Origin of the sequence: Flavobacterium johnsoniae UW101 (genome assembly GCF_000016645.1) — a bacterium.
Classification (GTDB): domain Bacteria; phylum Bacteroidota; class Bacteroidia; order Flavobacteriales; family Flavobacteriaceae; genus Flavobacterium; species Flavobacterium johnsoniae.
In genome coordinates this window covers 2,080,422-2,107,195 of record NC_009441.1, presented here as the reverse complement: position 1 = coordinate 2,107,195, position 26,774 = coordinate 2,080,422, and the positions used below count along the sequence as shown (strand labels likewise).

27 protein-coding genes and 1 tRNA gene are annotated in these 26,774 nt (G+C 34.4%); 11 read left to right on the top strand and 17 right to left on the bottom strand.

Translation table 11 applies throughout. The features are described 5' to 3' along the window. The first annotated feature begins 39 nt into the window (after window positions 1-39). The 4 genes from FJOH_RS09465 to FJOH_RS09450 all read left to right on the top strand — a co-directional run bounded on the left by FJOH_RS09465 (window position 40) and on the right by FJOH_RS09450 (window position 2,763). Window positions 40-741, top strand: a complete 702-nt coding sequence (locus FJOH_RS09465) for a gasdermin (protein WP_012023900.1) — start codon at window positions 40-42, stop codon at window positions 739-741. Window positions 742-826: 85 nt separating this feature from the next. Further along, the gene (locus tag FJOH_RS09460; RefSeq protein ID WP_044047623.1) at window positions 827-1,375 is read left to right on the top strand and encodes a DUF2199 domain-containing protein; all 549 of its coding nucleotides are present in this window, start codon (window positions 827-829) and stop codon (window positions 1,373-1,375) included. Window positions 1,376-1,423: 48 nt separating this feature from the next. Beyond that, the gene (locus FJOH_RS09455; RefSeq protein WP_012023898.1) at window positions 1,424-1,888 is read left to right on the top strand and encodes an Mpo1 family 2-hydroxy fatty acid dioxygenase; all 465 of its coding nucleotides are present in this window, start codon (window positions 1,424-1,426) and stop codon (window positions 1,886-1,888) included. Next, a complete protein-coding gene (locus tag FJOH_RS09450; RefSeq protein ID WP_012023897.1) occupies window positions 1,888-2,763 on the top strand; it encodes a class I SAM-dependent methyltransferase in 876 nt (291 codons plus the stop codon). Before FJOH_RS09455 ends, FJOH_RS09450 begins: the two co-directional genes overlap by 1 nt. 59 nt (window positions 2,764-2,822) lie before the next feature. Here the strand turns inward: FJOH_RS09450 and FJOH_RS09445 are convergent, their stop codons facing one another. Continuing rightward, complete coding sequence (locus FJOH_RS09445; RefSeq protein WP_012023896.1) at window positions 2,823-3,611, bottom strand: zinc-dependent peptidase; 789 nt, start codon at window positions 3,609-3,611, stop codon at window positions 2,823-2,825. A 62-nt stretch (window positions 3,612-3,673) separates the two neighbouring features. Here FJOH_RS09445 and FJOH_RS09440 point away from each other — a divergent pair, with 62 nt between their 5' ends. The 4 genes from FJOH_RS09440 to FJOH_RS09425 all read left to right on the top strand — a co-directional run bounded on the left by FJOH_RS09440 (window position 3,674) and on the right by FJOH_RS09425 (window position 6,240). Beyond that, the gene (locus FJOH_RS09440) at window positions 3,674-4,108 is read left to right on the top strand and encodes a hypothetical protein (RefSeq protein ID WP_052295180.1); all 435 of its coding nucleotides are present in this window, start codon (window positions 3,674-3,676) and stop codon (window positions 4,106-4,108) included. A 63-nt stretch (window positions 4,109-4,171) separates the two neighbouring features. Next, the gene (locus tag FJOH_RS09435; RefSeq protein WP_012023894.1) at window positions 4,172-4,774 is read left to right on the top strand and encodes a dihydrofolate reductase family protein; all 603 of its coding nucleotides are present in this window, start codon (window positions 4,172-4,174) and stop codon (window positions 4,772-4,774) included. Window positions 4,775-4,801: 27 nt separating this feature from the next. Next, a complete protein-coding gene (locus FJOH_RS09430) occupies window positions 4,802-4,996 on the top strand; it encodes a hypothetical protein (RefSeq protein ID WP_044047621.1) in 195 nt (64 codons plus the stop codon). 41 nt (window positions 4,997-5,037) lie between these two features. Next, window positions 5,038-6,240: an outer membrane protein assembly factor BamB family protein gene (locus FJOH_RS09425; protein WP_012023893.1), complete on the top strand. Its 1,203-nt coding sequence runs from the start codon at window positions 5,038-5,040 to the stop codon at window positions 6,238-6,240. A 110-nt stretch (window positions 6,241-6,350) separates the two neighbouring features. Here the strand turns inward: FJOH_RS09425 and FJOH_RS09420 are convergent, their stop codons facing one another. The 16 genes from FJOH_RS09420 to FJOH_RS09345 form a co-directional block, all read right to left on the bottom strand. Next, the gene (locus FJOH_RS09420; protein ID WP_012023892.1) at window positions 6,351-6,965 is read right to left on the bottom strand and encodes a DMP19 family protein; all 615 of its coding nucleotides are present in this window, start codon (window positions 6,963-6,965) and stop codon (window positions 6,351-6,353) included. A 204-nt stretch (window positions 6,966-7,169) separates the two neighbouring features. Continuing rightward, window positions 7,170-7,243: transfer RNA gene (locus tag FJOH_RS09415), tRNA-Arg, on the bottom strand. Window positions 7,244-7,303: 60 nt separating this feature from the next. Continuing rightward, window positions 7,304-7,753, bottom strand: a complete 450-nt coding sequence (locus FJOH_RS09410; RefSeq protein ID WP_012023891.1) for a GatB/YqeY domain-containing protein — start codon at window positions 7,751-7,753, stop codon at window positions 7,304-7,306. A 290-nt stretch (window positions 7,754-8,043) separates the two neighbouring features. Next, a complete protein-coding gene (gene ftsZ, locus FJOH_RS09405; protein WP_012023890.1) occupies window positions 8,044-10,026 on the bottom strand; it encodes a cell division protein FtsZ in 1,983 nt (660 codons plus the stop codon). Window positions 10,027-10,105: 79 nt separating this feature from the next. After that, window positions 10,106-11,518, bottom strand: a complete 1,413-nt coding sequence (ftsA, locus tag FJOH_RS09400; RefSeq protein ID WP_012023889.1) for a cell division protein FtsA — start codon at window positions 11,516-11,518, stop codon at window positions 10,106-10,108. A 6-nt stretch (window positions 11,519-11,524) separates the two neighbouring features. Further along, window positions 11,525-12,247 carry a cell division protein FtsQ/DivIB gene (locus tag FJOH_RS09395; protein ID WP_012023888.1) on the bottom strand — a complete coding sequence of 241 codons (723 nt, stop codon included), beginning with the start codon at window positions 12,245-12,247 and terminating at the stop codon, window positions 11,525-11,527. Next, window positions 12,234-13,583, bottom strand: a complete 1,350-nt coding sequence (gene murC, locus FJOH_RS09390) for a UDP-N-acetylmuramate--L-alanine ligase (RefSeq protein WP_012023887.1) — start codon at window positions 13,581-13,583, stop codon at window positions 12,234-12,236. Before murC ends, FJOH_RS09395 begins: the two co-directional genes overlap by 14 nt. Window positions 13,584-13,740: 157 nt before the next feature. Continuing rightward, a complete protein-coding gene (gene murG, locus FJOH_RS09385; RefSeq protein WP_012023886.1) occupies window positions 13,741-14,826 on the bottom strand; it encodes an undecaprenyldiphospho-muramoylpentapeptide beta-N-acetylglucosaminyltransferase in 1,086 nt (361 codons plus the stop codon). Between the two features lie 16 nt (window positions 14,827-14,842). Further along, window positions 14,843-16,162 (bottom strand): FtsW/RodA/SpoVE family cell cycle protein, encoded by a 1,320-nt coding sequence (locus FJOH_RS09380; RefSeq protein WP_012023885.1) that lies wholly within the window; start codon window positions 16,160-16,162, stop codon window positions 14,843-14,845. Between the two features lie 89 nt (window positions 16,163-16,251). Beyond that, window positions 16,252-17,583 carry a UDP-N-acetylmuramoyl-L-alanine--D-glutamate ligase gene (gene murD, locus FJOH_RS09375; RefSeq protein WP_012023884.1) on the bottom strand — a complete coding sequence of 444 codons (1,332 nt, stop codon included), beginning with the start codon at window positions 17,581-17,583 and terminating at the stop codon, window positions 16,252-16,254. Continuing rightward, window positions 17,584-18,816 (bottom strand): phospho-N-acetylmuramoyl-pentapeptide-transferase, encoded by a 1,233-nt coding sequence (mraY, locus tag FJOH_RS09370; RefSeq protein ID WP_012023883.1) that lies wholly within the window; start codon window positions 18,814-18,816, stop codon window positions 17,584-17,586. It abuts the gene before it with no gap. Between the two features lie 78 nt (window positions 18,817-18,894). Further along, window positions 18,895-20,358, bottom strand: a complete 1,464-nt coding sequence (locus tag FJOH_RS09365; protein WP_012023882.1) for a UDP-N-acetylmuramoyl-L-alanyl-D-glutamate--2,6-diaminopimelate ligase — start codon at window positions 20,356-20,358, stop codon at window positions 18,895-18,897. Then, the gene (locus tag FJOH_RS09360) at window positions 20,355-22,364 is read right to left on the bottom strand and encodes a penicillin-binding protein (RefSeq protein ID WP_012023881.1); all 2,010 of its coding nucleotides are present in this window, start codon (window positions 22,362-22,364) and stop codon (window positions 20,355-20,357) included. The genes FJOH_RS09365 and FJOH_RS09360 overlap by 4 nt, the downstream gene beginning before the upstream one ends. Next, window positions 22,355-22,702: an FtsL-like putative cell division protein gene (locus FJOH_RS09355; RefSeq protein ID WP_012023880.1), complete on the bottom strand. Its 348-nt coding sequence runs from the start codon at window positions 22,700-22,702 to the stop codon at window positions 22,355-22,357. Before FJOH_RS09355 ends, FJOH_RS09360 begins: the two co-directional genes overlap by 10 nt. Window positions 22,703-22,722: 20 nt before the next feature. Then, complete coding sequence (rsmH, locus tag FJOH_RS09350) at window positions 22,723-23,631, bottom strand: 16S rRNA (cytosine(1402)-N(4))-methyltransferase RsmH (RefSeq protein WP_012023879.1); 909 nt, start codon at window positions 23,629-23,631, stop codon at window positions 22,723-22,725. Then, a complete protein-coding gene (locus tag FJOH_RS09345; RefSeq protein ID WP_044047617.1) occupies window positions 23,606-24,079 on the bottom strand; it encodes a division/cell wall cluster transcriptional repressor MraZ in 474 nt (157 codons plus the stop codon). The genes rsmH and FJOH_RS09345 overlap by 26 nt, the downstream gene beginning before the upstream one ends. 378 nt (window positions 24,080-24,457) lie before the next feature. Between FJOH_RS09345 and FJOH_RS09340 the strand changes: the two genes are divergently transcribed. From FJOH_RS09340 to FJOH_RS09330, 3 genes are all read left to right on the top strand, one after another. Further along, on the top strand, window positions 24,458-25,222 hold the full coding sequence (locus tag FJOH_RS09340; protein WP_012023877.1) for an alpha/beta fold hydrolase: 765 nt from the start codon (window positions 24,458-24,460) through the stop codon (window positions 25,220-25,222). 42 nt (window positions 25,223-25,264) lie between these two features. Further along, window positions 25,265-25,897, top strand: coding sequence for a ribosome biogenesis GTP-binding protein YihA/YsxC (yihA, locus tag FJOH_RS09335; protein ID WP_012023876.1), 633 nt, complete (start codon window positions 25,265-25,267; stop codon window positions 25,895-25,897). A gap of 153 nt (window positions 25,898-26,050) precedes the next feature. Continuing rightward, window positions 26,051-26,671, top strand: coding sequence for a hypothetical protein (locus tag FJOH_RS09330; protein ID WP_123875665.1), 621 nt, complete (start codon window positions 26,051-26,053; stop codon window positions 26,669-26,671). Window positions 26,672-26,774 lie beyond the last annotated feature (103 nt).

Below are 26,774 nucleotides of genomic sequence, written 5' to 3'. Positions count from 1 at the left end.
ACTAATCAACGAGCCTGATAACTTTAAAGACCCCAAAAAATGAAACTTACCAATTTTTTAAGCGACCAGGGCTATGATATAATTCAGGGCCCCGTTAGAAACCACAAACCCTTACAATTATGGCTCAAAAAGCCTTTTGATGAAGCACAGCTTTATTATGCCCATATTGAACATGCTTTTAAAAGCAGTATTGTATTAAATGAAATTGAAAATCCGGCATTAAATATTAATTCCACTCACAAAGATGATTACGGATTCAATATTGGTATAACACTTCTTCAGCAGATCATGGAGACTTTGGGTCTTGGAAATTTTGAATTATCATCAAAAATTAAATCCGGAAAAAAAGTAACCATAAGTTATGACAATTCGGTTACCAGAGAATATGCAATTGGAAACCTCGAAGATTACATGTATGGAGCTGATTTTCTGCATCCAAATCCTTCTCTTCTAAAAAATGCCAATAGAAATTATATTCTCGTAATAAGCGGTATTGTTTTCGCAAAAAATGTAATTGTCGATATCGAAACTGATTTTGCTTTAGATACCAATTTAACTGCCAGCTTAAACGAAATTGCCAGCGGTAAAGCCGATTTTTCTATTAACGCGCAAAAACAGCTCAAAATGGTTTCAAATACTGATACCCTTTTTCCAATAGCGGTTAAAGCCAGCCGAATAGACTTCGATAAAAGCCGATTTAAAAAACTAAAATTAGTAACTGATACCAGCGATATATTTTAATTTTAAAAAAGCGTTTTAATTAAAAAGTACAGAAAACGAAAGCTTCTGTACTTTTTAAAATTTATAACTCACAAAAAAATATCTTTTGAAACTATCCAATTCTTCTCCAAACGAAACAAATTCAGGTTACACATGTTCTTGCTGCGGTGAAATTTTCGACGAAATGCCTTTATGTTTCGGTAATGAATATCCTGCCTATTATTATGCTGTTCCGCCCGACGAAAGAGAACAGCGAATTGAATACGGCGGCAGCTGGTGTTATGTAGATGAAGAACATTTTTTTCACCGCGGAAGATTAACCATCCCGATAATTGATTATCATGAGGATTTGGTTTTTAATGTATGGACCACAATAAGCGAAGATAACTTTTGCCTGAGAATGGATTTGTGGGAAGACCCAAACCGTATAAATCAAGAACCGTATTTTGGCTGGATGCAGACTGATGTTCCTACATACGGCAAAACTATTTCTCTTAAAACAATTGCCATAGAACAAGAACTGGGATTGATTCCTGAAATAAAAATGATTGAAGAAAACCATCCTTTAACTCTGGATCAGGAAAACGGAATTACATTTGAAAAAGCGACTGCTATTGTAAATGAAATAATGAAAATACAGCACGGTAAAAGCTAAAAGAAATTTTACTAGATTTACGGTAACTAACCTTATAAAACCAAAACAATGAGAACATTAGACCAATGGTTTGCCGAGTATGCCGTAAGTCATCAAAATCCAAAAAACAAAGCGATACATTACATTTGTGTTCCGGCAATTTACTTTTCTATAGTAGGTTTACTAATGAGTATTCCGAGTGGTATTATTGCCAATACTTTAAAACTAAATGCACCAATTATCGAAAACTGGGCTTTTATAGTTTTGCTTTTTGTGCTTATTTTCTATATCCGATTATCGATTGCAATGGCAGTAAAAATTGCTCTGTTTTCAGCAATTTGTCTTGTTGTTAATTATTATATCGGGCAGATTTTTCCTTTATGGGCATTCTCGATCGGCGTTTTTGTAATTGCCTGGATTGGGCAGTTTTACGGTCATAATATCGAAGGCAAAAAACCGTCTTTTTTAAAAGATCTTCAGTTTTTATTGATTGGTCCGGCTTGGGTTGTCGAAAATTTATTTTCTAGAAAATAATGAAAGCTCAAAAAACCAGCAGAACAGCTCAATACATGGCTTTTTTTAGAGCGTTGGAAACTAAACGCAATCAAAAGGACAGATTATTTTTAGATCCTTATGCCATACATTTTGTAGATCCTAAATTAAGGCTCGCTGTTCGTTTGTCTCAATATTCTGTTTTCTCAAAATACATCAACCATACAATTAATAAAAAAATTCCGGGTGCTTTATCTTCTGGAACTGCCAGAACAAAATATATTGACGAACTGCTTAAAACAGCAGTTTCTAACGGCGTGGAGCAAGTTATAATTTTAGGAGCCGGATTTGATACCAGAGCGGTGCGCCTTGACTTTTTAAAATCAATTCCTGTAATTGAAATTGACCACCCCAATACGTCAAATTTTAAAGCCGAAATTTATAAAAAACGCATAGGCAGGATTCCTGAAAATGTTACTTTTCTTCAAATCGATTTTAACAAGCAAAACCTAGACCAGCTGGCAGCGGAAAATAACTTAGATTTTTCTAAACCTACAGCCGTTATATGGGAAGGCGTAACCAATTATTTAACCGAAGAAGCCGTAAAAAGCACCTTTTCTTTCATTTCTAAATTTACCCAAAACAGTTATGTCATATTTACTTATGTGCATAAAGAAATACTCAAAAATCCTGAATTATTTTTAGGCGGAGAAAAACTTTTAAAAGATCTGGAAAAACTAGAAGAGCACTGGACTTTTGGTTTTATGCCAAATGAGCTGCCAGAGTATTTAAATCAGTTTAATATTCAGCTTCTGGAAGATTTAGGAGCCGATGAATACCGACAAAAATTTCTTCCTGATCGTGCTGAAAAAGGATATGAGTTTTACAGAACTGCTTTTGCAGTAAAAAAGGTTTAAGTCAATTTAGTAATAAAGCAGCGATACTTCTCTGACTTTAGACATGGTAAACTAAAAATTTAAACCTCTTCTTTAAAATTAATCATGGTTTTTACATTTTCAAACAGCTCCGGGAATTCTTTCTTAAAGATTTCCGGAGTTTCAAAAAAATGCTCCAGAATTACGGCAAGAAATTCAAACTTGTTCGTATATGCATAATCTCTAAAATATTGTTTTTCCTTAAGCCTATTTGTTAAGTCTTCCTTATCAAAATACTTTTCTATTTCGGTAAATTCATCATAGAATATTATCGCATTAGGATCTGCTCTTTTTCTGGAATGAAAATGCAGGACATGTGTAAATTCATGAAGTCCAAGATTAATATTATCTTTTGTCTGATGTCCGCTCAGGAAATCTTCCCATGAAAAAACAATGGTTTTCATTCTCGGATTATATTCTCCTTTATGATATGCATCATTAATGGTTGAGTAATATACAGAAGGATAAATGACAATATTCTCAAATAAGTGAATGAGATAGGTTCGCATTCCAAAAGTCAGCATTACATAAGTTCCGGCAATGATGAGTTTCATTTCCTGTGTAACTTCAATATCTTTTCCGTCAAAATTATAATTATCAATGAAACACTTCACCCGATGTTCAAAATAGCCTTTCTTTTTATCTGAAAGATTGAGGTAAAATGGAAATTCTCGGCGTAAAATTGTTTTATCGGCGCCATTCATTTTATTCAAAATAGGATGCCAAAATATAAACAACGGTTTATTAAAAAGCAGTAAATAAGTTGGTTCAATAATTCTAAACACGATTATTAAACCAAATAAAATTCCACCTAAAAAGAGAAAAAGCATAGTTTTAATTCAATTAAAAAAACAGAAAGCTTTATTGATCTCTGTTTTGCTAAAATATAAAATTGAAATTAAATATTTCTTTATATTCGCTTGATAATCTTAAAACCAGCTTCTTAAATCATATTTACCTTATTATGAAGAATATCAGCCAGATTGAATTACCAAAATACAATACGCCTAATTATGAATTAATCGAAAACGGAATCTATTTTGACAAACAAGATGGAGATTTATATGTTTTTGCCGTAACATATGAGTTAGAAGAAAATGAAGATTCTCAATATCCGCTAGAAGATATTCTGGACGAATTCTATCTGCATGTTTCAGATTTTGTTGACGAAGATGCTTTTAATACTTCAAGAATTGTAACACTTGAATTAGGCGGTGATTTAGAAGATGCTCAAAAAGCCGTTCAAAATCTTATTGGAAAACGCGCTTACAATGCCGAAGATATTGATGAAGACGGAAATAAATATATAAAACTGGTTATTGAATAAAATTTTATTTACCTCTCAATATATAAGTTTATTAAATTTACATAAACACAAAATCAATATATTATGAGAAAAATAATTGTTTTGTCGATGATTTCGCTGGATGGTGTAATGCAGGCTCCGGGCGGACCAAAAGAAGATAAATCAGACGGATTTAAATATGGAGGATGGACTGCGCCTTATGGAGACGAAACTTATAGCAGTGCTGTAAAAAATGAGCTAAAACCGGCAGATTATCTTTTGGGCAGAAAGACTTTCGAAATTTGGGAAGATTACTGGCCGAAAAACGCTGCATTTTGGCCTGATATTAATGAAGGCAATAAATACGTTCTTTCTAAAACCAGAAAAAAATCAGATTGGAAAAACTCTATCTTTATCAAAAATCTGGCAGAAATAAAAAAACTAAAAGAGACAGAAGGTTTAGATATTCAGGTTTGGGGAAGCAGCGAACTTATTCATTTACTGCTCAAAAATGATTTAGTAGATGAAATTAGATTAAAAATTCATCCCTTACTGCTTGGCAGAGGAAAAAAACTATTTGACGATAATGCACATCCGTCAGGATTTGAATTAATCGAAAATACTGTTACTTCGACTGGAGTAATTTTAGCCAGTTACAAACGCGCCGGAGAAGTAAAAACTGGAAATGCAGAAGAAACTATTAAATAACCAATTATAAATCAAAAACATCAAAACATGGAAAACAAAAATAATGTGCCGGTATTTACGTTTAGTATTGTAGCCATCATTGTAGGTGCAGCATTGTACAAACAAATTGACTTTGAAACTTTAAAATTTGAAAAACCAGCTCTGGCAATTGTGTATTTGATTGTTTTTGTTTTTTCGGTTTATGTTTTAATTAAAAATTTCAGAAAGAAAACACAGAAATAAAATACCTGCTTAAAAAAATCACCCAAATCAAAATTTCAAAAATGAAAAAAACACTAGTACCATTTTTATTTGCATTTATTGCTGTAAATATGTTTGGACAAGCGCCAGCCAGTAAAACTAACAATGCCAATAATAAACTTCCCGTTGCTGAAATGGTTGTAAACAAAGCCTTTAAACCGGTTAAAAAAATCCCATTAGACGGCGAATCAATGCTTATTTATGATTACGACGGCGCACTTTTTTCATTTGATTTAGAAACCGAAACAATTAACTGGACCGTAAAACCTTCAGATGCTAATACGGAAATGTGCGGCAACAAAGTTACATTGCAGGATGGTGTTGTATATGTTCCGTTTATTAATGGTGAAATTTTTGCTGTAGACAATCAATCAGGCGAGTTTTTCTGGAAATCAAGACTGGGCAATATTACTGATCAAATTATACTAAAAGATCAGGCTCCAACTATAAGCAATGGAAAACTTTTTATCATTGCTCAAAATCAAAACGGAAGCAGTAATCTTTATGCTCTTAACATAAAAGACGGAAGTCTGGCATGGAATTACAAACTAGACACTCCAAATAACGACATTCAGACATTAGTTTTTAATAACAAAATTTTTACTCAAAGCGGTTCAACTGTTTATAGTTTTGAAGCCGATACAGGAAAAGTACTAAGCCAAAAAAGCTTTGAGGAAGCCATGACTGGAAAACCTGTAACAGATGGTGAAAATGTATTTATTGCAAATGAAAAAAATGTGCTTTTTGCATTAAATCCTAATAACCTTGATATTGTATGGGAATTTAAATTAGATGAAAGTCAATACAATACAAAGGAACGTATATTGTGCCATGACAAAAAAATATATTTAGCAGCACAAGGCCCTCAGTTTTCTTCTATCTATGCTGTTGATTCAAAAACAGGAACTCAGCTTTGGAAAACCGATTTTAAGGATGATAATATCGAATACATTCTTAAAGAAAGTGAAAACATTTGGGGATACACTCGTAAAAAGAAACTTTTTGAGCTGGATTTAAATAATGGAGAAATAGCATTTGATGCAAAATTAACAACCCTGCCTGTTTCAAACATTGAATTCCCGGACAATGATGATAACTTACTTTACTATTACTGTGATGCCGGTTTAATTCAGTTTGATTTAAAAGAAAAAGACGAAAACGTATATTATATGCGAACTTCACTTAAAGACAATGTTTACACCGCTTATCTAAAAATAATTCGATAATAAAAAAAGAAGGCTTCTCTAATTGAGAAGCCTTCTTTTTAGATTTTACTTTTAAATTAACACGCAATAATATTCAAAACAGCATCTCTAGAGATTAAGCTTCAGTAAAATTAATCAACAAGTTCTTTTTTATGTTTTCTGATGTAGTCAACAAGCAGTTTTTCAAGATTTTTAGTTTTATTCAAGTCAAAAAACTCATCATCAAACTCCTCTAATGGGTCATCCACAAATTTTTCCTGATACTTTGTGACTCTTTCGTATTCTTTTTCAAAAGTGTCATTAGCGCGTTTTGTTAAGTCTGCAAATTTGTGAGCTCCAATAAGATTTAAAGCGTCTGGTAAATCTTTATAATACTGTACACCAGAATTGTTGTAAAACTGATTATAACCGCCATTATTTACTTCTCCTTTAAATAAACAAACTTTATAAACCGCTTGTTTTGATTTATTCCATGACATTACAATATCATATTCTCTTTGATTCTCAACTGAGCACTGACTATAAAGATGATCAAAAATTTCGTCTAATAAATATTTATCCGCAGTTCCGTATATAGTTTGTTTAGTCAAATGCATATTAACAAGCTTGTCTTTTGATGGTTCAAATTTTTTTTCTTCCATAACAGTGACAATCATCACATCGCTTTCTTGTTTTGTTTGTCCTGAACATCCAAAGAAACTTAAAATTGTTGTAAAAAATCCCATAATTATTAATGTATGTCTCATTGATATATTTTGTTTAATTTGATAAATTAGAACAATATTCAGCAGATGGGGTTATTATTTAGTTTAATTCCAGCTCAATTTCGGTTTTTTTATTAAGATTTCCAATAATAATACAAAGTAGTTTATTTGTTGTTTATAAGTGAATTTCAAGGCATAAAAAAAGCCTGCAAAAAAATATTTTGCAGGCTTTTTTAGTTTTAAATGTGACCCCGGAGGGGTTCGAACCCCCAACCCTCAGAGCCGAAATCTGATATTCTATCCAGTTGAACTACGAGGTCAGTTAATGTTAGATTTATGATTTTAGTCCCGAAGCTATCGGGACTAAAATCATAAATTATTTACGAAAGTAATTTTTTCACAATTGTAGAAATGGTTTTTCCTTCAGCAGTTCCGCCTAATTGAGCAGATGCTAATCCCATAACTTTACCCATTGAAGCAATTCCAGAAGCGCCTGTTTCTGCAATGATTTTTGCAATTACAGCTTCTACTTCTTCTTCGCTTAACTGAGCTGGTAAAAACTTCTCGATTACCGCTACCTGAGCCAATTCTGGTTCAGCTAAGTCAGGACGGTTTTGCTCTGTAAAGATTCTTGCGCTTTCTTTACGAGTTTTTACTAATCTTTGAAGTAATTTAATTTCTTCGTCTTCTTTTAAATCTTCTTTAGATCCTGAAGCTGTCGAAGCTAATAATAATTCAGATTTTACTGCTCTTAATGCTTCTAATGCTACTGTATCTTTTGCTTTCATGGCCGTTTTGATCTCGTCCATGATTTTTGCTTGTAAACTCATCTTTATATTTTTTTATTTGAATAAGCTGTGCTTATAAATTGATTATTAACCAGGTATTTTTTATTTTAAATAATATTCTAGTTGTCAGGCTGAGTCCATTCGGCTTCGCTCAGGATAAACGTTGACGAAGCCCTTTCCGACAAGAAGCCCTTCGACTTCGCTCAGGGTGACAATATTGTCTTTAAAATACTAATTTAAAAGTCAAATTTCTAAATTCTGTGCGAAGATAAAAAAAATAACCCGAAAATTAAATCCAATTTTCGGGCTATCCTTATATTATGATTGTAAAATTAATCTACGTTGTCGTGCAAAAATGAATTATTTGAACGCAATTGCAAATCGTTGTTACTATCTGTTCCAACCGAAATTCTAGAATTTGTATTGTTTGACTGAGAATTCGACAAATCGATTCCTAATCTTTTGTAAGCTGGTTCTTTTTCCAGCTCATCTATTCTTGAAACGTTATTGTGGAATTTATAATTAAATTCTTTTAGTTTCTTTCTTCTTTCTTCAGCTCTTAAACGAAGTGTTTCTTCAATTGTTAATTCCATTGGAGAAACTTCTGAAGTTGTTGAAAAATCTGGCTGGCTTGCAAAATCAGCTCTTGATTTCAACGTAATGTTTAATTCTTCAGGAACAACATCTTCAACCACTTTTTCAACCGGTTTAGAAGTTAGTAAATCGTTCTCAACTTCCATATATTCTTCTAACGAATATTTGATAATTCCTTTATCAGAAAGCTCCGTTACCGGTACAAATGAAACCGGATCGTTTACTTTTATGTTGCGAGTTTCGTTTGACAGTTCAAAAACAATTTTATTGTCTTGTTCTGCAATTGGTTCTCTTTTAATTTCAGGCTCTGACTTGAAAAGCGGTAAATCAAATGAAAAAGTAGTTTGTTGTTCTTCTCTTTCAAAAGTTCTTTGCTGTACAGGTTTTACTTCCTGAACCGGTTCTGCAGCAGGAGTCGAAATTTTAAAATCAATATCAGTAATTGGCGACACGATTTCAAAAGTTACATCAAGGTTTTTAATGAACTCAGACATCACTACCAATTCTTCCTGATTGATTGTAGGTGTTGTTACCGGAGCAACTGGAGTTTGTACGGGAGCAACCGTATCTTCCATTAATTCAAAAACAATCTTCTCCTCTGATTTTGCAGTAGGTGTTTCTGCATTTAAATCAAATGAAGTAAGCGGTTTGTTTGTTAAATTATGAACACTTCTCTGCTCATCTTCTAACGTATGAATGATTTTTTTAGGCTCAGTATTAACAATCTCGTTTTGTTGTTCAACGTCAAAACCAGTTGCAATAATAGTTACCGCGATAGCTTCACCAAGGCTTTCGTCTTCTCCAACCCCCATGATGATATTGGCATTGTAACCTGCTTCTGCCTGAATATGATCGTTGATTTCTCCGATTTCGTCAAGCGTTATCTCGTTAGACCCAGAAACGATAAGCAACAATACGTTTTTGGCTCCTGTAATTTTATTGTCATTTAATAATGGTGAATCTAATGCAGATACAATTGCATCTTTTGCTCTGTTTTCTCCTTCTGCCACAGCAGATCCCATAATAGCTGTTCCGCTGTTTGCCAAAACTGTTTTAGCATCGCGTAAATCGATATTTTGAGTATAGTGGTGCGTAATTACTTCAGCAATACCTCTAGAGGCTGTTGCCAAAACTTCATCTGCTTTAGAGAATCCAGCTTTGAAACCTAGATTTCCGTAAACTTCTCTTAATTTATTGTTGTTAATTACAATTAAAGAGTCAACTTGTTTACGTAGTTTTTCGATTCCTAAAAGTGCCTGCTCCTGACGTACTTTCCCTTCAAACTGAAACGGAATTGTCACGATACCCACTGTAAGGATTTCTCTTTCTTTTGCTAATTGTGCGATAACGGGAGCTGCACCAGTACCGGTTCCTCCACCCATACCAGCGGTAATAAATACCATTTTAGTGCCGCGGTCTAACATTTTCTCAATGTCGGCAATGCTTTCAATAGCAGACTGCTGTCCTACGTCAGGATTTGCTCCTGCTCCAAGACCTTCTGTTAAATTTACTCCTAACTGAATTTTGTTAGGCACTGAACTGTTCTGCAGTGCTTGTGAATCGGTATTACAAACTATAAAATCTACACCTTTAATACCTTGTTTAAACATGTGGTTGATAGCATTGCTTCCTCCTCCACCTACACCTATTACTTTGATTACATTTGATTGGTTTTTTGGTAAATCAAATGAAATACTTCCAAATTCTGAGTTGCTCATCATCTTTTTGGTTTTTTGAAATTCTTATTTAGTACATTTTTTACTTCTTGACTTGGGGCAAGAAAGTAATCCTTCTCTTTTATTATTCTGCGTTGTCTAAAAAATCTTTGATTTTGTCGACATATCTATCAAAAAATGATCTTCTGATTTTTGTTTCTGTAGATTCTGGTCCAGCCTTAGTTGTTTTAACTTCTCTTGCGTGTTCCATAGTTTCTACTTTTTCAACGTAGTTTTCTTCAACTTCGTATCGCGGCTGCTGTACAGGCGGTTCAACGGTTCTGTAAACTACTTTTGGCTGTTCATTAACAACTTCCATTCTAATAGCACTTTGTGTACTGTTTTCGATGCTGTTCATTACTAAACCAACTGCTGTTGCAAATAACGGACTGGAAATTTCTTCGCTTGAGTTTCCTGCCAAATGCTCGTTTGGATATCCAATTCTGGTATCCATACCAGTGATGTATTCTACTAATTGTTTAATGTGCTTTAATTGTGCACCACCACCAGTAAGAACAATTCCTGCAATTAACTTTTTGCGGGGATCTTCATGTCCGTAAGCTTTGATTTCTGCAAAAACCTGTTCTACGATTTCCACCACACGGGCGTGGATAATTTTTGAAAGATTTTTTAATGAAATCTCTTTTGGTTCTCTGCCTCTTAAACCAGGAATAGAAACAATTTCGTTGTCTTTATTTTCTCCCGGCCATGCTGATCCGAATTTTATTTTTAAAAGCTCTGCTTGTTTTTCGATAATCGAACAGCCTTCTTTAATATCATCTGTAATTACATTTCCTCCAAAAGGAATTACAGCTGTATGACGAATAATTCCGTCTTTAAAAATGGCTAAATCGGTTGTTCCGCCCCCGATATCGATAAGCGCAACTCCCGCTTCTTTTTCTTCCTGACTTAAAACAGCATCTGCAGAAGCTAATGGTTCTAATGTTAATCCAGACAATTCGATTCCTGAACTCTGAATACATCTTCCAACGTTTCTGATTGAAGAAGCCTGCCCTACTACAACGTGAAAACTAGATTCTAATCTTCCGCCGTACATTCCAATTGGTTCTTTGATTTCAGATTGTCCGTCGATCTTAAATTCCTGCGGCAGAACGTGAATAATTTCTTCTCCCGGTAACATAGCCAGTTTATTTACCTGATCGATTAAAAGCTGAATATCTTTTTCACCAATTACTTCTTCCGGATTATTACGGCTGATGTAATCTGTATGCTGAATACTTCTGATGTGCTGCCCGGCGATACCTACAACTACATCTTTTATTTTATAACCTGAATTGTTTTCTGCTTCAAGGATTGCCTGCTGAATAGATTGAATAGTCTGCGTAATGTTGTTTACCACACCACGTGCAACACCAAGACTTTTGGATTTTCCAATACCCAAAATTTCCAATTTACCATACTCATTTTTCTTGCCTATCATGGCAACTATCTTTGTCGTTCCAATATCTAGACCTACTGCAATGTTATCTTTTTCCATCTTCTATTATTTTGTGCAAACTACTTGTTCCGTAAACCTAAGGTCAATTTTATTGTATTTGTATAACGTACTATCTAAAACAGCCTTTTGAAAAAAGGCTTTATAGTTTCTAAATTTTCTATCAACATTCATTGTACGACCAAAATCTATGACGTAATCATAGTTTCGGTTAAACATTTTTAGGCTGCCATTAGGCATAATTTGTATTGCAATGATGTTTTTTCTCAAAAACGCATCGTCGTAAATTGTGCGAAATAAAGCAGCTAAATCTTCGTTATTTTTTTCATTTATTGCCCCAGAAACAAGAGGAACTCGCGCCGTAAAATTATCTGACAAGGGCATTTTATCACCCTCATAGTCAATATAAAAAGAGCGATCACCATTATAGATTCTTGCTATTGGTGTCTTCTGTTTTACTACCGCTTTTAGAACGCCATCGATACTTACAAAAACATCTGACTTCTCAATCATGTCTTGCGCATCAAGGGTTTTCTCTATCTTATTCAAATCTACTTCATCTTTTCTAATACTGGAAGCGTCTCTTTTATTTTCTATCAACAATTTATTAACCGTTTCCGGCTTTACAAAAAGCGTATTTTCTCCTACAAAAACAACCATAGATTTTTTCAATTTTCTATCTCCATTTCGGTGCTGCGCGAAAGAATATAGAAAAAGAACAAGCCCTAAAATGAGTACTAATCGAATATTTGTCCAATTAAATATTTTCATTCAGCATTTTTTTAATTGATGGTACCATTTCACCAATATCACCAGCCCCTATTGTTACAATTATTGGCGCATCACTGGCTTTGATTTCCGCTAATAAATCTTCTTTTGCAACAATTTTTCTGTTCGGGTTTGTCATTTTATCCAGCAGCCATTGCGATGTAATTCCTTCCATTGGTAATTCGCGTGCCGGATAAATATCCATCAAAAACACTTCATCAAACTGAGACAGGCTTTCGGCAAATCCGTCGGCAAAATCTCTAGTTCTGCTAAACAAATGCGGCTGAAAAACTGCCAGAACTTTACGTCCCGGATACAACTCTCTAACTGCCTGATGAACAGCATTTATTTCTGTTGGATGATGTGCATAATCATCTATATAAACTAACTTATCTGATTTAATTTGATAAGAAAAACGTCTTCTGATTCCATTAAATGAGGCAATAGCTTTTGCAATGGCGTCGGTCGGGGTGCCATACGTTTTCGCCATCGCAATAGCCATTAACCCATTCATTAAATTGTGTTTTCCCGGAAGTCCAAAACGAAGGTCTTTCATAATTTCTGACGGCGTCTGCACATCAAAAACATAATTTCCATCTTCAATTCGAACATTATAGGCTTTATACACTGCATCTTCATTTATAGCACATTGAACACCTTCAAGAGGTAATTCTTTGGTTATAAACAATTTGCTTTTATCTTCTACTTTCGAGGCAAATTCAATAAACGAAGCCTGAATTGCATCACTTGTTCCATAAATATCCAAATGATCTGCATCCATTGAGGTAACGCAGGCAATATCAGGATGCAAATGAAGGAATGAACGATCAAATTCATCAGCCTCTACAACGGTTACCGTTTTTCCGGTTCCAATTAAGTTTGAATTGTAATTTTCTACAATACCACCTACAAAGGCTGTAACATCTGCCCCGCTTTGGTGTAGAATATGTCCTAAAATACTAGATGTTGTGGTTTTACCGTGTGTTCCGGCAACTGCAAAACTAAAAGTATCCTTAGTGATAATTCCTAAAACCTCTGCTCGTTTTTTAATTTGGTAATTTCTTTCAATAAAATAATGCCATTCTGAATGTGAGGCTGGAACCGCAGGCGTAAAAATTACCAGCGTATTCTCTACATAATAATTAGATGGAATTAAATTGATGTTGTCTTCAAAATGAATATCAATACCGCTTTCAATCAATTCACTTGTAAGCATAGAAGGCGTTTTATCATAACCGGAAACTTTTTTTCCGATGTATTTGAAATAACGGGCCAAAGCACTCATTCCGATGCCTCCGATACCTATAAAATAAACGTTTTCTATTTGATTTAAATTCATTTTAAAATATGTTTTTTTCGACTTGACTGCCTCTTACTTTTTTGTAAGAAACTAACAATTAATCCTTTGCGTTTTATGAAGTCTTTTCAAGCCTAAATTGCCTAAAATAGCCTTCTTATTTATTTTCTGTGTTGTATAATTTTTATAAAATATTATATTATAACAACTTTTTAATTTGTTCTACAATTACTTTTGTTGCATCCGGGCGGGCCAGTTTTTTAATGTTTGCGCTCAGCTGTTTTTGTTTTCCATCGTCTTTCAGCAGCGCTTCAAAAACAATGCTAAACTCGTTGTCAAGCTCAGATTCTTTCAACAAAATCGCACCTTTTGCTTCTACAATTGCCTGAGCATTTTTAGTTTGGTGATCCTCAGCTACATTAGGAGACGGAATAAAAATTACCGGTTTACCTACAATACATAATTCTGAAACTGATGATGCTCCTGCTCGTGAAATAATGACATCTGCAGCCGCATACACAAAATCCATTCTTTCTATAAAATCAACTACTTTTACGTTTTGCTGATTGTATTTTTTGTAATCCTCAAAATATAATTTTCCGCACTGCCAGATAATCTGAACGTCCTGCGAAAGGAAATTTTGAAGTTCTTTTTCAATTAACTGATTGATTCTCCTTGCTCCTAAACTTCCTCCTAAAACCAACAGTGTTTTTTTATTTGGATCTAAGCCGTAAAAAGCAATCGCTTCGTCACGTTTCGTATCAATATCAATTAAATCCTGACGAACCGGATTCCCTGTTAAAACGATTTTTTCTTTTGGAAAAAATCTTTCTAAATTTTCATAAGCCACACAAATGGCATTTGCTTTTTTACTCAGCAATTTGTTTGTAATTCCGGGAAAAGAATTCTGCTCCTGAACTACTGTCGGGATTCCTGCAGAACCCGCCGCCTGCAATAATGGTCCGCTGGCAAAACCGCCCGTACCAATTACCACATTGGGTTTGAATTTTTTAATAATTCTTTTTGATTCCAATAAACTAGATGCCAGTTTTAAAGGAAACATCATATTTTGCAAAGTCAGTTTTCGCTGTAATCCGGCAATCCAAAGACCTTTTATTTCGTAACCTGCCTGAGGCACTTTCTGCATTTCCATTTTGTCTTTGGCACCAACAAAAAGAAATTCAGCATCCGGGAATTGCAATTTTAATTCGTTTGCAATCGCAATCGCAGGATAAATATGACCTCCTGTTCCTCCTCCGCTTAGTATGAATTTATACTTTGTCATGACTATTCTACTCCTTTTATTTATTTAAAACTGCATTCATTGGATTTCTTGAATTATCTTCGATGGAATACATCGCTTCTTCTTCGTAAATCTCTTCTTTTTCATCAACCGGCAAATCATCTTCGGCCAGTTCCTTATCTATCAATCTTTGAAGCGCTTCTTTTCTTCTTGCTTTTTCTTCTTGTTCTTCGGCAATTTCTTCTTCTTTCTTGGTTACACTAATAATAATTCCGAGAGAGAAACAGGTCATCCAGATCGAACTACCTCCGGAACTTATCAGCGGAAGCGTTTGCCCTGTTACGGGCAGTAATTCTACTGCAACGGCCATATTAATCATGGCCTGAAATATCATCGGAAATCCGAGGCCGACGACAACTAATTTTCCGAACAAGGTATTGGCTTTATGCGATGCAATCACAAATCGGAACAATAACAATAAATACAGAACTAATATTGAAACACCGCCTACTAAACCATATTCTTCTACTACAATGGCGTAAATAAAATCAGAAGAAGATTGCGGTAAAAAGTTCTTTTGAACGCTTTTTCCAGGTCCTAATCCTCCTAATTTTCCTGATGCGATTGCAATTTTTGCCTTTTCAATCTGATAATCATCTTCATCCGGTTTATCTGTCGTAAAATTCATGATACGACTTTCCCATGTTGAAACCCTGCTGAAAAATCTTGATTCAGGGAATGCTTTTGCCACCAAAAGGAAAAACGCTAACATCGCTATTCCTGACCCAATAATAAAAGCAATGTATTTTAACGGATATTTACCAATAAACGTAAGCATCATTACCATTGAAAATATCAACGCTGTGGTCGAAAAGTTGGCTGGTAATATTAATGCTAAAGTGATAAAAACCGGTATCCAAAGCTGAATAAATGAGGTTTGAAACGGCTCATTTTCTTCTTTGGTTTTTGACAAATAGCGCGCTACATAAATAAACAATACGCTTGCCGCTAATGTTGATGTCTGAAACGTAATTCCAATGAACGGCACCTGAATCCAACGGCTTGCATTTGCTCCTGCAATTACAGTTCCTTTCAACAAAGTGTACAATAACAACAGCCAGACTACCGGAAGTGCAATTTTTGAAATTGCCCTGAAATAATGGTACGGTACTTTGTGAACCCAGTAAATAATTAAAAAACCGATGCAGACGTGAGCTAAGTGTTTTACTAAATAACCCAATGTGTTTCCGGTTCCGTGACCTATATACGCCAGGTTACTGCTCGCACTAAAAACAGGCATAAACGAAAACAACGCCAATAAGGCCACGAATGACCATATTACTCTATCTCCTTTTAGTTTGTTAACCAGCTCCTTCATTTGTTGTTTTGTTTCAAGTTTTTTTGTTTCAGGCCTCACGTTTCAGGTGTCGAACTTGAAACCTGAAACGTGAAACTTTAAACTATTTTCTACAAGTTATGAACTGCTTGCTTGAATTGCTTCCCTCTGTCTTCGTAGTTTTCGAATAAATCGAAACTCGCGCAGGCTGGAGACAATAAAACAGCATCACCTTTTTCTGTTAATCTTTGAGCAGTTTTTACTGCATCATTCATGTTATTTACTTCAACCATAATATCTACTACAGCTCCAAAAGCGTCGATAATTTTACGGTTGTCGATTCCTAGGCAGATAATTGCTTTTACTTTTTCGCGAACTAATGACATTAATTCATTGTAATCGTTTCCTTTATCAACCCCTCCTACAATCCAAACCGTTGGAACATTCATACTATCTAAAGCAAAGAAAGTAGCGTTTACATTTGTTGCTTTTGAATCGTTGATATATTGTACATTCTGAATTTTTAATACTTTTTCTAAACGGTGTTCAACACCTTGAAAATTAGATAAACTTTCACGAATCGTTGCATTTCTAATTTGCATCAATTTTGCTACAGAGCTTGCTGCCATTGCGTTTTTCATATTATGTTTTCCTTCTAACGCAATGTGTTCTGTTTCCATTGTAAACTCTTCTTGGTTGATCTTTATTTCCATTTTGTTGTTATTTATAGAAGCCCCTTCATCGAATGTTTTGGTCAATGAAAAAGGAATTAATTTTGCTTTTGTTTTGTTGTTTTTTAACCATTCTGTGCTTGCCTCATCGTCTGCATCGTAAATGAGATAATCACTTTCGGTTTGGTTCATCGTTATTCGAAATTTCGAATTGATATAATTTTCATATTTATATTCGTATCGATCTAAATGATCCGGGCTGATATTGGTTATTATGGCGATATCCGGCCGGTAATCTATTATTCCGTCTAACTGAAAACTGCTTAATTCAAGAACGTATGCGTCGTATTTATTTTCGGCTACCTGCCAGGCAAAACTCTTTCCTATATTTCCTCCCAAACCTACATTGAGTCCGGCCGATTTTAGTAAATGATGCGTAAGCATTGTGGTTGTCGTTTTACCATTACTTCCGGTAATTCCTATCGTTAATGCTTCTGTAAAAGGTTTTGCAAATTCTATTTCCGAAATCACTTTTACTCCCGCCGCAACCAGTTTTTTTATTATCGGAGATTTATCCGGAATTCCGGGGCTTTTCATCACCACATCAGCATTCAAAATCAAATCTTCAGTATGCTGTTCTTCTTCCCAGTCAATCTTATTAATGATAAGAACTTCTTTATAACTCTCTTTTATCTTTCCAAAATCCGATACAAAAACGTCGTATCCCTTTTTCTTCCCGAGAATAGCGGTTCCAACCCCGCTTTCTCCTCCACCTAATACCACTAATCTCATCTATCTTAGTTTTAAAGTAACGATTGATAATATGGCTAACATTACAGCAACAATCCAGAAACGGGTTACGATTTTACTTTCGTGGTATCCTTTTTTCTGGTAATGATGATGCAGCGGTGACATCAGAAAAATTCTTCGGCCTTCGCCAAAACGCTTTTTTGTATATTTAAAATAGGTTACCTGAATAATTACTGAAGCACTTTCGGCAAGGAAAATTCCGCAGAATAAAACAATTAATATTTCTTTACGAACTGCAATAGCTAATACGGCAATGATTCCTCCAATTGTTAAACTTCCTGTATCTCCCATAAATACGGATGCGGGAAATGAATTGTACCAAAGAAATCCAATCAATGCTCCAACAAAGGCCGAGATAAAGACGGTCATTTCTCCCGAATTAGGGATGTACATAATATTCAGATAATTTGAGAAAATGATATTTCCTGAAACGAATGTAAATATCCCGAGCGCGAGGACAGAAACTGCGGAGGTTCCGGCAGCAAGACCATCGATTCCGTCCGTCAAATTAGCTCCATTGGAAACCGCTGTGATTATGAAAATCACTACCGGAATAAATACTAACCAAGCCCATTTTTCGTATCCGTCTCCCATAAAAGAAAGAACTTCTGCATAATCAAATTCGTTGTTTTTTACGAAAGGAATTGTTGTTGCTGTAGATTTTTCCTCAACCGGAGCAGGCAGTACAACTGTTGTATTTGCTGCGGTTTTAAAAACATCTGTTTTTCCTGTATCTGTTCTTACTGTAACAGCAGGATTAAAATACAAAACTGCACCAACAATAATTCCAAGACCAACCTGACCAATAACTTTAAAAATTCCTTTTAATCCTTGTTTATCTTTTTTAAATATTTTGATATAATCGTCAACAAAACCAATAGTTCCCATCCACAAAGTAGTTACAATAAGCAACACGATATAAATGTTGTGCAGTCTGGCAAATAAGAAAACCGGAACCAATGTGGCAAAAATGATAATTAATCCTCCCATTGTAGGTGTACCTGCTTTTTCGTTTTGACCCGCAAGACCCAATTCACGTACAGTTTCTCCCACTTGCTGACGACGCAAAAAGTTAATCACCCTTTTACCATAAATAGTTGACAAAAGCAATGAAAGCATGAATGCTAAAGCCGATCTAAAAGTAATGTACTGGAAAACTCCTGTTCCAGGCACATCTAGTGTTTTGTCAAAATATTCAAATAAATAGTACAGCATATTTCTCTATTTTTTAAATTCCAATTTTGAAATTCCAAATTCCAATTGTGTGGTGGTATTTGAACTTAAAATCTTTTATTATTTATTCAGTTGTTCTAAAATTTCTTTTACTGTCTCCATATCATCAAAATGATGGCGAACCCCATTTATTTCCTGATAAGTCTCGTGTCCTTTACCGGCAATTAAAATGATATCTTTTGACTGAGCTAATTGGCAAGCTGTTTTAATAGCTTGTTTTCTGTCGGTAATTCTCAGTACTTTTTTATAATTATGACCTTCAACACCTTGTTCCATTTCATCCAAAATCACTTCGGGATCTTCGTTTCTTGGGTTGTCTGATGTTAAAATTGCTTTATCACTAAGATCTGTCGCAATTTTTGCCATAATTGGTCTTTTTGTTTTATCACGATTTCCGCCGCATCCCACAACTGTAATCAATTGTTCGTTTTTAGTACGGATATCATTTATCGTCTTTAGAACATTTTCTAATGCATCCGGCGTATGTGCATAATCTACAACAGCTGTAATTCCGTTATCTGAAACGATATACTGAAAACGCCCCGAAACACTTTCTAAATCAGACAATAAACGCAACGCTTCTAAACTATCAATTCCAAGCTCTACTGCAGTACCATAAATAGCTAAAACATTGTAAGCGTTGAAAGTCCCAATTAGTTTTACCCAAACTTCATTATCATTAACTTTCAGTAATAATCCGGACAACTGGCTTTCTAAAATCTGAGCTCTGTAATCTGCATAAGATTTCAAAGCGTAAGTCAGTTTTTTAGCAGCAGTATTTTGCAGCATTACTGAACCATTTTTATCATCAATGTTTGATAATACAAAAGCAGTTTTTGGCAGAGAATCAAAAAATGATTTTTTTACGTCTCTATATTCAGCAAACGTTGGGTGATAATCTAAGTGATCATGCGAAAGATTCGTGAAAATTCCGCCCACAAAATGCAAAGCTTCAGTACGTTTTTGGTGGATTCCGTGTGAACTTACTTCCATAAAACAGTGCGTAACTCCAGCTTCAGCCATTTCATTTAAATAATGATTTATGGTTAAAGAATCTGGTGTTGTGTGTGTCGCCGGATATTCTGTTTTATCAACTACAATTTTTACTGTTGATAATAAGCCGACTTTAAAGCCTGCTTTTTCAAACAGCTGAAACAATAATGATGCAATTGTCGTTTTTCCGTTTGTACCTGTTACGCCGACTAATTTTAGTTTTGCAGATGGATCTCCAAAATAATTAGCTGCCATAAAAGCCAAAGCTGTATTGGTATCTTTGACCTGAATATAAGTAACGTCTTTCTGAATATTTTCAGGAAGTTTGTCGCAGATAATAGCTTTTGCACCTAACTGAATTGCTTTTTCAATATAATCGTGTCCATCAGAAAGTGAACCGCGAATTGCCACAAAAACATCATTTGATTCTACTTTGCGTGAATCAAATTCGATTTTCTGAATATCAATATCTGTTGAACCTGTTACAGATTCAATAGTTACTTTATATAATATGTCTTTTAATACTTTCACGATAATTCTAATACAATTGTTGTGTTTTTGCTAATACTGGTTCCAGCTTGAATCGATTGATTTTTTACTTTCCCCATTCCATTTACTTTTACTTTCAAACCTAAATTTTCCAGCAAAGCAATCGCATCCATTCCCGGCATTCCTTTTAAATCAGGAATCTGGCTTAATTTTTTATTAGCCTCCTTTTCATATTTTTCATAACTGACTTCCTGTTTTGCAATCTTAGAATCCAGTTGTTTTATTTTATTGGTTGATGGCGCATCTGTAAATATTTTTTGAGCGATTCTTTTAAAAACCGGTCCTGCAACGTCTGCTCCATAATAATTATTTCTAGCAGTATTGGGTTTGTGAACCACTACAATACAAGAATATTTTGGATGATCTGCCGGAAAATATCCAACGAAAGAAGACGCATAATACAATGCTGATTTTCCTTCTTTCCCGCCGTAATTAACCTGAGCTGTTCCTGTTTTTCCTGCCATTGAAAAATCTTTCGAATACAGTTTAGAACCCGTTCCTTTTTTAACCACATTTTGCAAAACCGCTCTTACTTTCTTCAAAGTCTCAGGCGAGCAGACTCTTGGGTTTATTACTTCGACATCAAACTTTTTAATCGTTTTATTCCATTCTTTAATTTCAGATACAAACTGCGGTTTAACCATTACACCATCATTTGCAACTGAATTGTAAAATGCCAGTGTCTGCATTGGTGTAACCGAAACATTATATCCAAAAGCCATCCACGGAAGTGTAGTTCCTGACCAATGTTTGTCTCCCGGCTGCGGAATATAAGGTCTTCCTTCTCCTTTAAAATGCAAGCCCAAAGTTTTATTTAATCCCCAGCTTTTGATATGATTTACAAACTTCGATGGATTATTTTTGTAATTTTCATAAACAGCCTGAACCATTACGGTGTTTGACGAAAGCTCAAATCCGCGGGCTAATGAAACTTTTCCATAACCGCCATGATGCGAATCGCGGACTGATTTTCCATAATATTTAACTACACCACCCTGACTATCATAAACCTTACTTGTATCTGCCACTTTATCTTCTAAAATCGCCATTAAATCAACTAGTTTAAAAGTCGATCCGGGTTCCTGAGATTCAGCAATAGCATAATTTGTTGTTTCGTAATACGATCCGTCTTCTGCTCTTCCTAAATTTGAAATTGCTTTTACATGACCTGTTTGTGTTTCCATAACCACAACACAACCGTGATCTGCTTCGTAATCTTCTAATTGTTTTAATAAAGCGTGATGTGCAATATCCTGAATAAAAACATCTATAGTCGAAATTACATCGTAGCCGTCAATTGGATCTACTTCGTTTACATCACGAATCGGTTTCCACTGTCCTTTTGCAATTTTTTGTTTTAGAATTTTTCCGTCTTTTCCGTTTAGATAGTTTTTAAAAGCCCATTCGATTCCTTTTCCAACTTCAACTCCGGTTGCCGGGTCAATTCGGTCATAACCAATTGTTCTTTCGGCAATTTTACCTATCGGATGTTTTCTAACGGTTTCCTGCTCTACGATAATTCCGCCTTTAAAAGCACCTAAATTGAATAATGGAAATCCTTTAATTTTCACATATTCGGTATAACTTAGGTTGCGGGCAATTAAATAATAACGGTTTTTATTGGCTCTCGCTTTTCTTAATTCTTTTTCGTAATAACCTGATGGTCTGTCTAAAACAGTTTCCAGAGAATCTGACAATTGTTTTACATATTTCTCAAAAGTTTCTGTTTTTGGCGCTTTTGCATCAAAACGAATTTCATAATTTGGAATTGATGTTGCCAGTAAACTTCCGTCGGCAGAATAAATATTTCCTTTATTTGCCGGAATTACAAAATTTCTTACTGTACGCTGTTTCGCCAGTTTTCTGTAATAATCTCCTTCAACCCATTGAATATTGGTTAATTTAACGACAATAGCAATTGCCATCAAAAAGATGAAAACTGCTACGAGGTAAATTCTGTAGGATATATGTTTATCGTCTACTGCCATATTCTTTTAAAGAAACTTTTTTCTTCTTCTTTTTTAACTTCTATTTTTACAGGAGGCACCGTTGATGGAAAAATCTGCTTTTCGAGCATTTTATCTGATATCGTCGACTCCATTTTCAGCTTCATTAATTCTGAACGTCGATCTACAAATTCTGATCTTAGTTCTTTTACTTCATTGTTTAGTTTTGCTATTTCAAAAACCTTTTGCTCATATCGTTGTGTATTTGCAATCATCAGAATCGCAAGCAGAATTATAAAAACAATGAAACGCCAGTTTTTTACGGCATCGTCGTTTATTAGAAATCTTGCTTTTAATATGCTGAATACTCCACTTTTCATTTTCTACCTATATATATGTATTATATCTTTTCGGCAATTCTCAATTTTGCACTTCTTGCTCTATTGTTAATTTTGATTTCCTCATCATCCGGAACAATCAGTTTTCCTATTGTTTTAAACGGCACCGAGAAGTTTCCGTAAAAATCTCTCTCTGGCTCTCCTTCAAACATTCCGTTTTTAATAAATCTTTTTACCAGTCTGTCTTCTAAAGAGTGGTATGAGATTACAGAGAATCTTCCGCCCGGTTTTAAAATTTCAAGAGACTGCTCTATAAATTCTTTTAAAACATCCATTTCCTGATTTACCTCGATTCGAATCGCCTGATAGATTTGAGCCAATATTTTATTTCGAACTTTCTCCGGTAAATATTTTTTCAAAACTTCTTTTAATTCATCGGTCGTTTTTATTGGTCTATGATGTCTGGCTTCTACAATTGTTCTTGCCAGCACTGGTGCATTTTTCAATTCCCCATAATCAAAAAAAACACGACGTAAATCCTGTTCTTCATATTCATTTACCACCCGGTAAGCATTTAAGTCATTTTTTTGACTCATCCGCATATCCAGCTCAGCATCGAATCTTGTTGAAAAACCTCTCTCCGGAACATCGAACTGATGTGATGAAACTCCTAAATCTGCCAAGATCCCATCTACTGCTTTTATTCCATGAAAACGAAGAAATCTTTTTATAAATCTAAAATTCTCATTAATTAAGGTAAACCTCTCATCAGGCAGCGCATTTGCCAGCGCATCTTCATCCTGATCAAAAGCAAACAATTTTCCGTTTGGCCCTAAACGTCTCAAAATTTCTTTTGAGTGCCCGCCGCCGCCAAACGTTACATCTACATAAATGCCGTCTGGCTTAATATCTAAACCATCAACCGTTGGATGAAGTAAAACCGGATTATGATATTCCATTGTCGTCGTCATTAATATTTCCCATTACTTCCTCGGCTAAATCGGCAAAATCCATATCTTCGCCGCTTATTGATTTTTCGTATAAATCTTTATCCCAAATTTCCACAATATTAACCGCAGATGAAAAAACCACATCTTTAGAAATACCTGAAAATGTCACCAAATCTTTTGGCACTAACAATCTTCCCAATGCATCAATTTCTACCACTTTAACACCAGCAGTAAATCTTCGAATGAAATCATTGTTCTTTTTTACAAAACGATTCAACTTGTTAATTTTCGCCATCATCAAATTCCATTCATCCATTGGATACAATTCTAAACACTGCTGAAACACCGAGCGCTTCAAGACAAAACCGTCCTGAAGTGACGAAGCCAATTGCTTTTTTAAAGGCGCAGGTATCATTAACCTCCCTTTTGCATCGACTTTACACTCATATGTCCCTACAATTGTATTCAAGAAAAACTACTTAACATGTTATACAGCAAAAATATAAAAAATTTTACCACATATTACCACTTACTACCACTTTGTTGATAAGTTTAAGCCATTTACTACCACTTTACATAAACATTGATCAATCAACACTTTAGATATTAATCAGCCTGCAGAATGATTCTTTTAACAATTAAAAAAATTAAGTAGCATTTCTCTTAAAAAATTAATTATAATGCAATGAATTTAACATTTACATAATATTCGCAAAACTGTTTTAAAAGCTGATTTTTAAACAGTTATAAGTTCTACTAAAATTATGTAGTTAAAAAATGGCAGCAAAAATCCATTTTTATTTATTTAACCCTATATTTGTCGAAATTGAAATTGGCATTAGATTAGATGGACAAACACTATAAAAAAGAAGGCAAATACAGCTATTTTGAAGCAGGAGAAGGAACCCCTATCGTTATTTTGCATGGGTTAATGGGAGGTCTAAGTAACTTTGATGGTGTAGCACAATATTTCCCAACGAAAGGATATAAAGTTGTTATTCCGGATTTGCCAATATACACACAAAGCATTTTAAAAACGAACGTAAAAAGTTTTGCTAAATACGTTAAAGATTTCATCACTTTTAAAGGTTTCGACAAAGTAATTCTTCTTGGAAATTCTCTAGGAGGGCATATTGCCTTGTATCATACAAAGCTTTATCCTGAAAAAGTTGCCGGACTTGTAATTACAGGAAGTTCAGGACTTTATGAAAGCGCAATGGGAGACAGTTACCCTAGAAGAGGCGATTATGAATACATTAAAAAGAAAGCTGAAGATGTATTTTATGATCCAAAAATTGCAACTCCGGAGCTTATTGATGAAGTATATGCGACCGCCAATGACCGCATAAAACTGATTAAAACTTTAACAATTGCCAAGAGCGCAATTCGTCATAATATGGCCAAAGATTTACCAAAAATGACAGTTGACACCTGCATCATTTGGGGTAAAAATGACTCAGTAACACCTCCAAATGTTGCTGAAGAATTTGACAAATTATTGCCTAATTCAAGTTTGTACTGGATTGACAAATGTGGACACGCTGCTATGATGGAGCATCCTCAGGAATTTAATGAAATTCTTGAGAAATGGCTTACCGAAAAGAATTTATAGCATCTAAATTTCGATTTAAAGGAGGTTTTAAAACCAAAAAACATGAAAATTAATACCGCCGAATTTATTGTCAGTAATTCTGATGCAGCAAAATGCCCGAAAGATTTTTTGCCGGAATACGCATTTATAGGCCGATCAAATGTTGGTAAATCATCGTTGATAAACATGATTACCAACCATAAAAACTTAGCAAAAACATCTGGAAAACCTGGAAAAACCCAGCTTATAAACCATTTCAAAATCAATAATAATTGGTTTTTGGTCGATTTGCCCGGTTATGGATATGCTAAAGTTTCAAAAAAAACGAAATCAATTTTCCAGCAGTTTATTACTGATTATTTTGAAAACAGAGAACAGTTAGTCTGCGCTTTTGTTTTGATTGATATTCGCCATGAAGCCCAAAAAATAGACATTGAATTTATGTCGTATATGGGTGAAAGTGAAATTCCGTTCTGCATTATTTTTACCAAAGCAGACAAAATTAGTAAAGGAAAAATCGATTCGCATATTGCGGCTTACCGCAAACAGATGTATGCCAACAACTGGGCAGAAATGCCTCAGTATTTTGTAACCTCATCAACAGAATCTATTGGAAAAGATGAACTTTTGACCTATATAGATGAAGTAAACCAAGAGGTTTTTAAAAACAACAGCGGTTTTTTAAATTCGATTTAAGAAGTTAAATTCCAATAATAAAAAAATCCCAAATTCTGATTCAAGCAATTGGAATTTGGGATTTTCATTTTTTTCAAAGAAAAATCTTAAAACTATATATTTAAAACTATATTTGAAGCAAATCAATTATGGCGTATGGATAATTTTAAATCAATGTATTTAGTATTCGGCTTTGTTTTTCTTTTTATTTTTTCATCCTGCCAATCGCCACATTATATGTTTATGATCGGGCAGAGAACCGGAGTTGATTTTACATCTGGAAAATGGCTGCTAAATGAATTAGATTGTCCCAAAAATTCCAAAGACAAGTTAACCGAAGAGTCTCTAACTTTTTTTAAAAAGAACTTAGGAGATCGTATATTTTACATTCATGACGTAAAAGGACTGCTTGTTACCCGAAAGATTAATTTAAACCCCAACAGCGTCAAAATAAAAGAACTTAAAGACGGAACAGGCTTTGATTTTTTTATTAATATTTCTACAAAAAAAAATAAAAGCGACTTATCATCTGTAGAACTTTACCCAGATGACTACAGCTCAGGAAAAAATGAAGCTTCAGTAATTCTGGAAATATACGATTTGAATTTACAGCAAATTATTTATTCGCAAAACGTTATAGGCATCACTAATAAAGCCAATACAAAATCGATGTGGGAAACAGAAAAATCAAGTAAACTTGCTGACAATGTTGTTTTTTACAAAAATTCAAATGCTTTAATGACAGGAGCTTTAAAAAAGATTTTTAAAGATTTAAAGAAAAGATCTATTAAATAAGATTATAAAAAAAAACTTTTAATCGGTTGTCTCTTCTCCACCAATAGATATAGAATAGTTTCCTTTATACACCATATATTTAACAGTAAATTCCTTGCCTTCT

Coding starts and splice junctions, on each gene's coding strand:
- yihA (WP_012023876.1), top strand. CDS start 25,265: ATGAAAATTAATACCGCCGAATTTATTGTCAGTAATTCTGATGCAGCA.
- FJOH_RS09360 (WP_012023881.1), bottom strand. CDS start 22,364: ATGGCAGTAGACGATAAACATATATCCTACAGAATTTACCTCGTAGCA.
- FJOH_RS09420 (WP_012023892.1), bottom strand. CDS start 6,965: ATGAGACATACATTAATAATTATGGGATTTTTTACAACAATTTTAAGT.
- murC (WP_012023887.1), bottom strand. CDS start 13,583: ATGAATTTAAATCAAATAGAAAACGTTTATTTTATAGGTATCGGAGGC.
- ftsA (WP_012023889.1), bottom strand. CDS start 11,518: ATGGAAAAAGATAACATTGCAGTAGGTCTAGATATTGGAACGACAAAG.
- FJOH_RS09425 (WP_012023893.1), top strand. CDS start 5,038: ATGAAAAAAACACTAGTACCATTTTTATTTGCATTTATTGCTGTAAAT.
- FJOH_RS09435 (WP_012023894.1), top strand. CDS start 4,172: ATGAGAAAAATAATTGTTTTGTCGATGATTTCGCTGGATGGTGTAATG.
- mraY (WP_012023883.1), bottom strand. CDS start 18,816: ATGCTGTACTATTTATTTGAATATTTTGACAAAACACTAGATGTGCCT.
- FJOH_RS09430 (WP_044047621.1), top strand. CDS start 4,802: ATGGAAAACAAAAATAATGTGCCGGTATTTACGTTTAGTATTGTAGCC.
- FJOH_RS09395 (WP_012023888.1), bottom strand. CDS start 12,247: ATGAAAATATTTAATTGGACAAATATTCGATTAGTACTCATTTTAGGG.
- murD (WP_012023884.1), bottom strand. CDS start 17,583: ATGAGATTAGTGGTATTAGGTGGAGGAGAAAGCGGGGTTGGAACCGCT.
- FJOH_RS09355 (WP_012023880.1), bottom strand. CDS start 22,702: ATGAAAAGTGGAGTATTCAGCATATTAAAAGCAAGATTTCTAATAAAC.
- FJOH_RS09450 (WP_012023897.1), top strand. CDS start 1,888: ATGAAAGCTCAAAAAACCAGCAGAACAGCTCAATACATGGCTTTTTTT.
- FJOH_RS09465 (WP_012023900.1), top strand. CDS start 40: ATGAAACTTACCAATTTTTTAAGCGACCAGGGCTATGATATAATTCAG.
- FJOH_RS09410 (WP_012023891.1), bottom strand. CDS start 7,753: ATGAGTTTACAAGCAAAAATCATGGACGAGATCAAAACGGCCATGAAA.
- FJOH_RS09445 (WP_012023896.1), bottom strand. CDS start 3,611: ATGCTTTTTCTCTTTTTAGGTGGAATTTTATTTGGTTTAATAATCGTG.
- FJOH_RS09330 (WP_123875665.1), top strand. CDS start 26,051: ATGTATTTAGTATTCGGCTTTGTTTTTCTTTTTATTTTTTCATCCTGC.
- FJOH_RS09340 (WP_012023877.1), top strand. CDS start 24,458: ATGGACAAACACTATAAAAAAGAAGGCAAATACAGCTATTTTGAAGCA.
- FJOH_RS09380 (WP_012023885.1), bottom strand. CDS start 16,162: ATGAAGGAGCTGGTTAACAAACTAAAAGGAGATAGAGTAATATGGTCA.
- rsmH (WP_012023879.1), bottom strand. CDS start 23,631: ATGACGACGACAATGGAATATCATAATCCGGTTTTACTTCATCCAACG.
- murG (WP_012023886.1), bottom strand. CDS start 14,826: ATGACAAAGTATAAATTCATACTAAGCGGAGGAGGAACAGGAGGTCAT.
- FJOH_RS09455 (WP_012023898.1), top strand. CDS start 1,424: ATGAGAACATTAGACCAATGGTTTGCCGAGTATGCCGTAAGTCATCAA.
- ftsZ (WP_012023890.1), bottom strand. CDS start 10,026: ATGATGAGCAACTCAGAATTTGGAAGTATTTCATTTGATTTACCAAAA.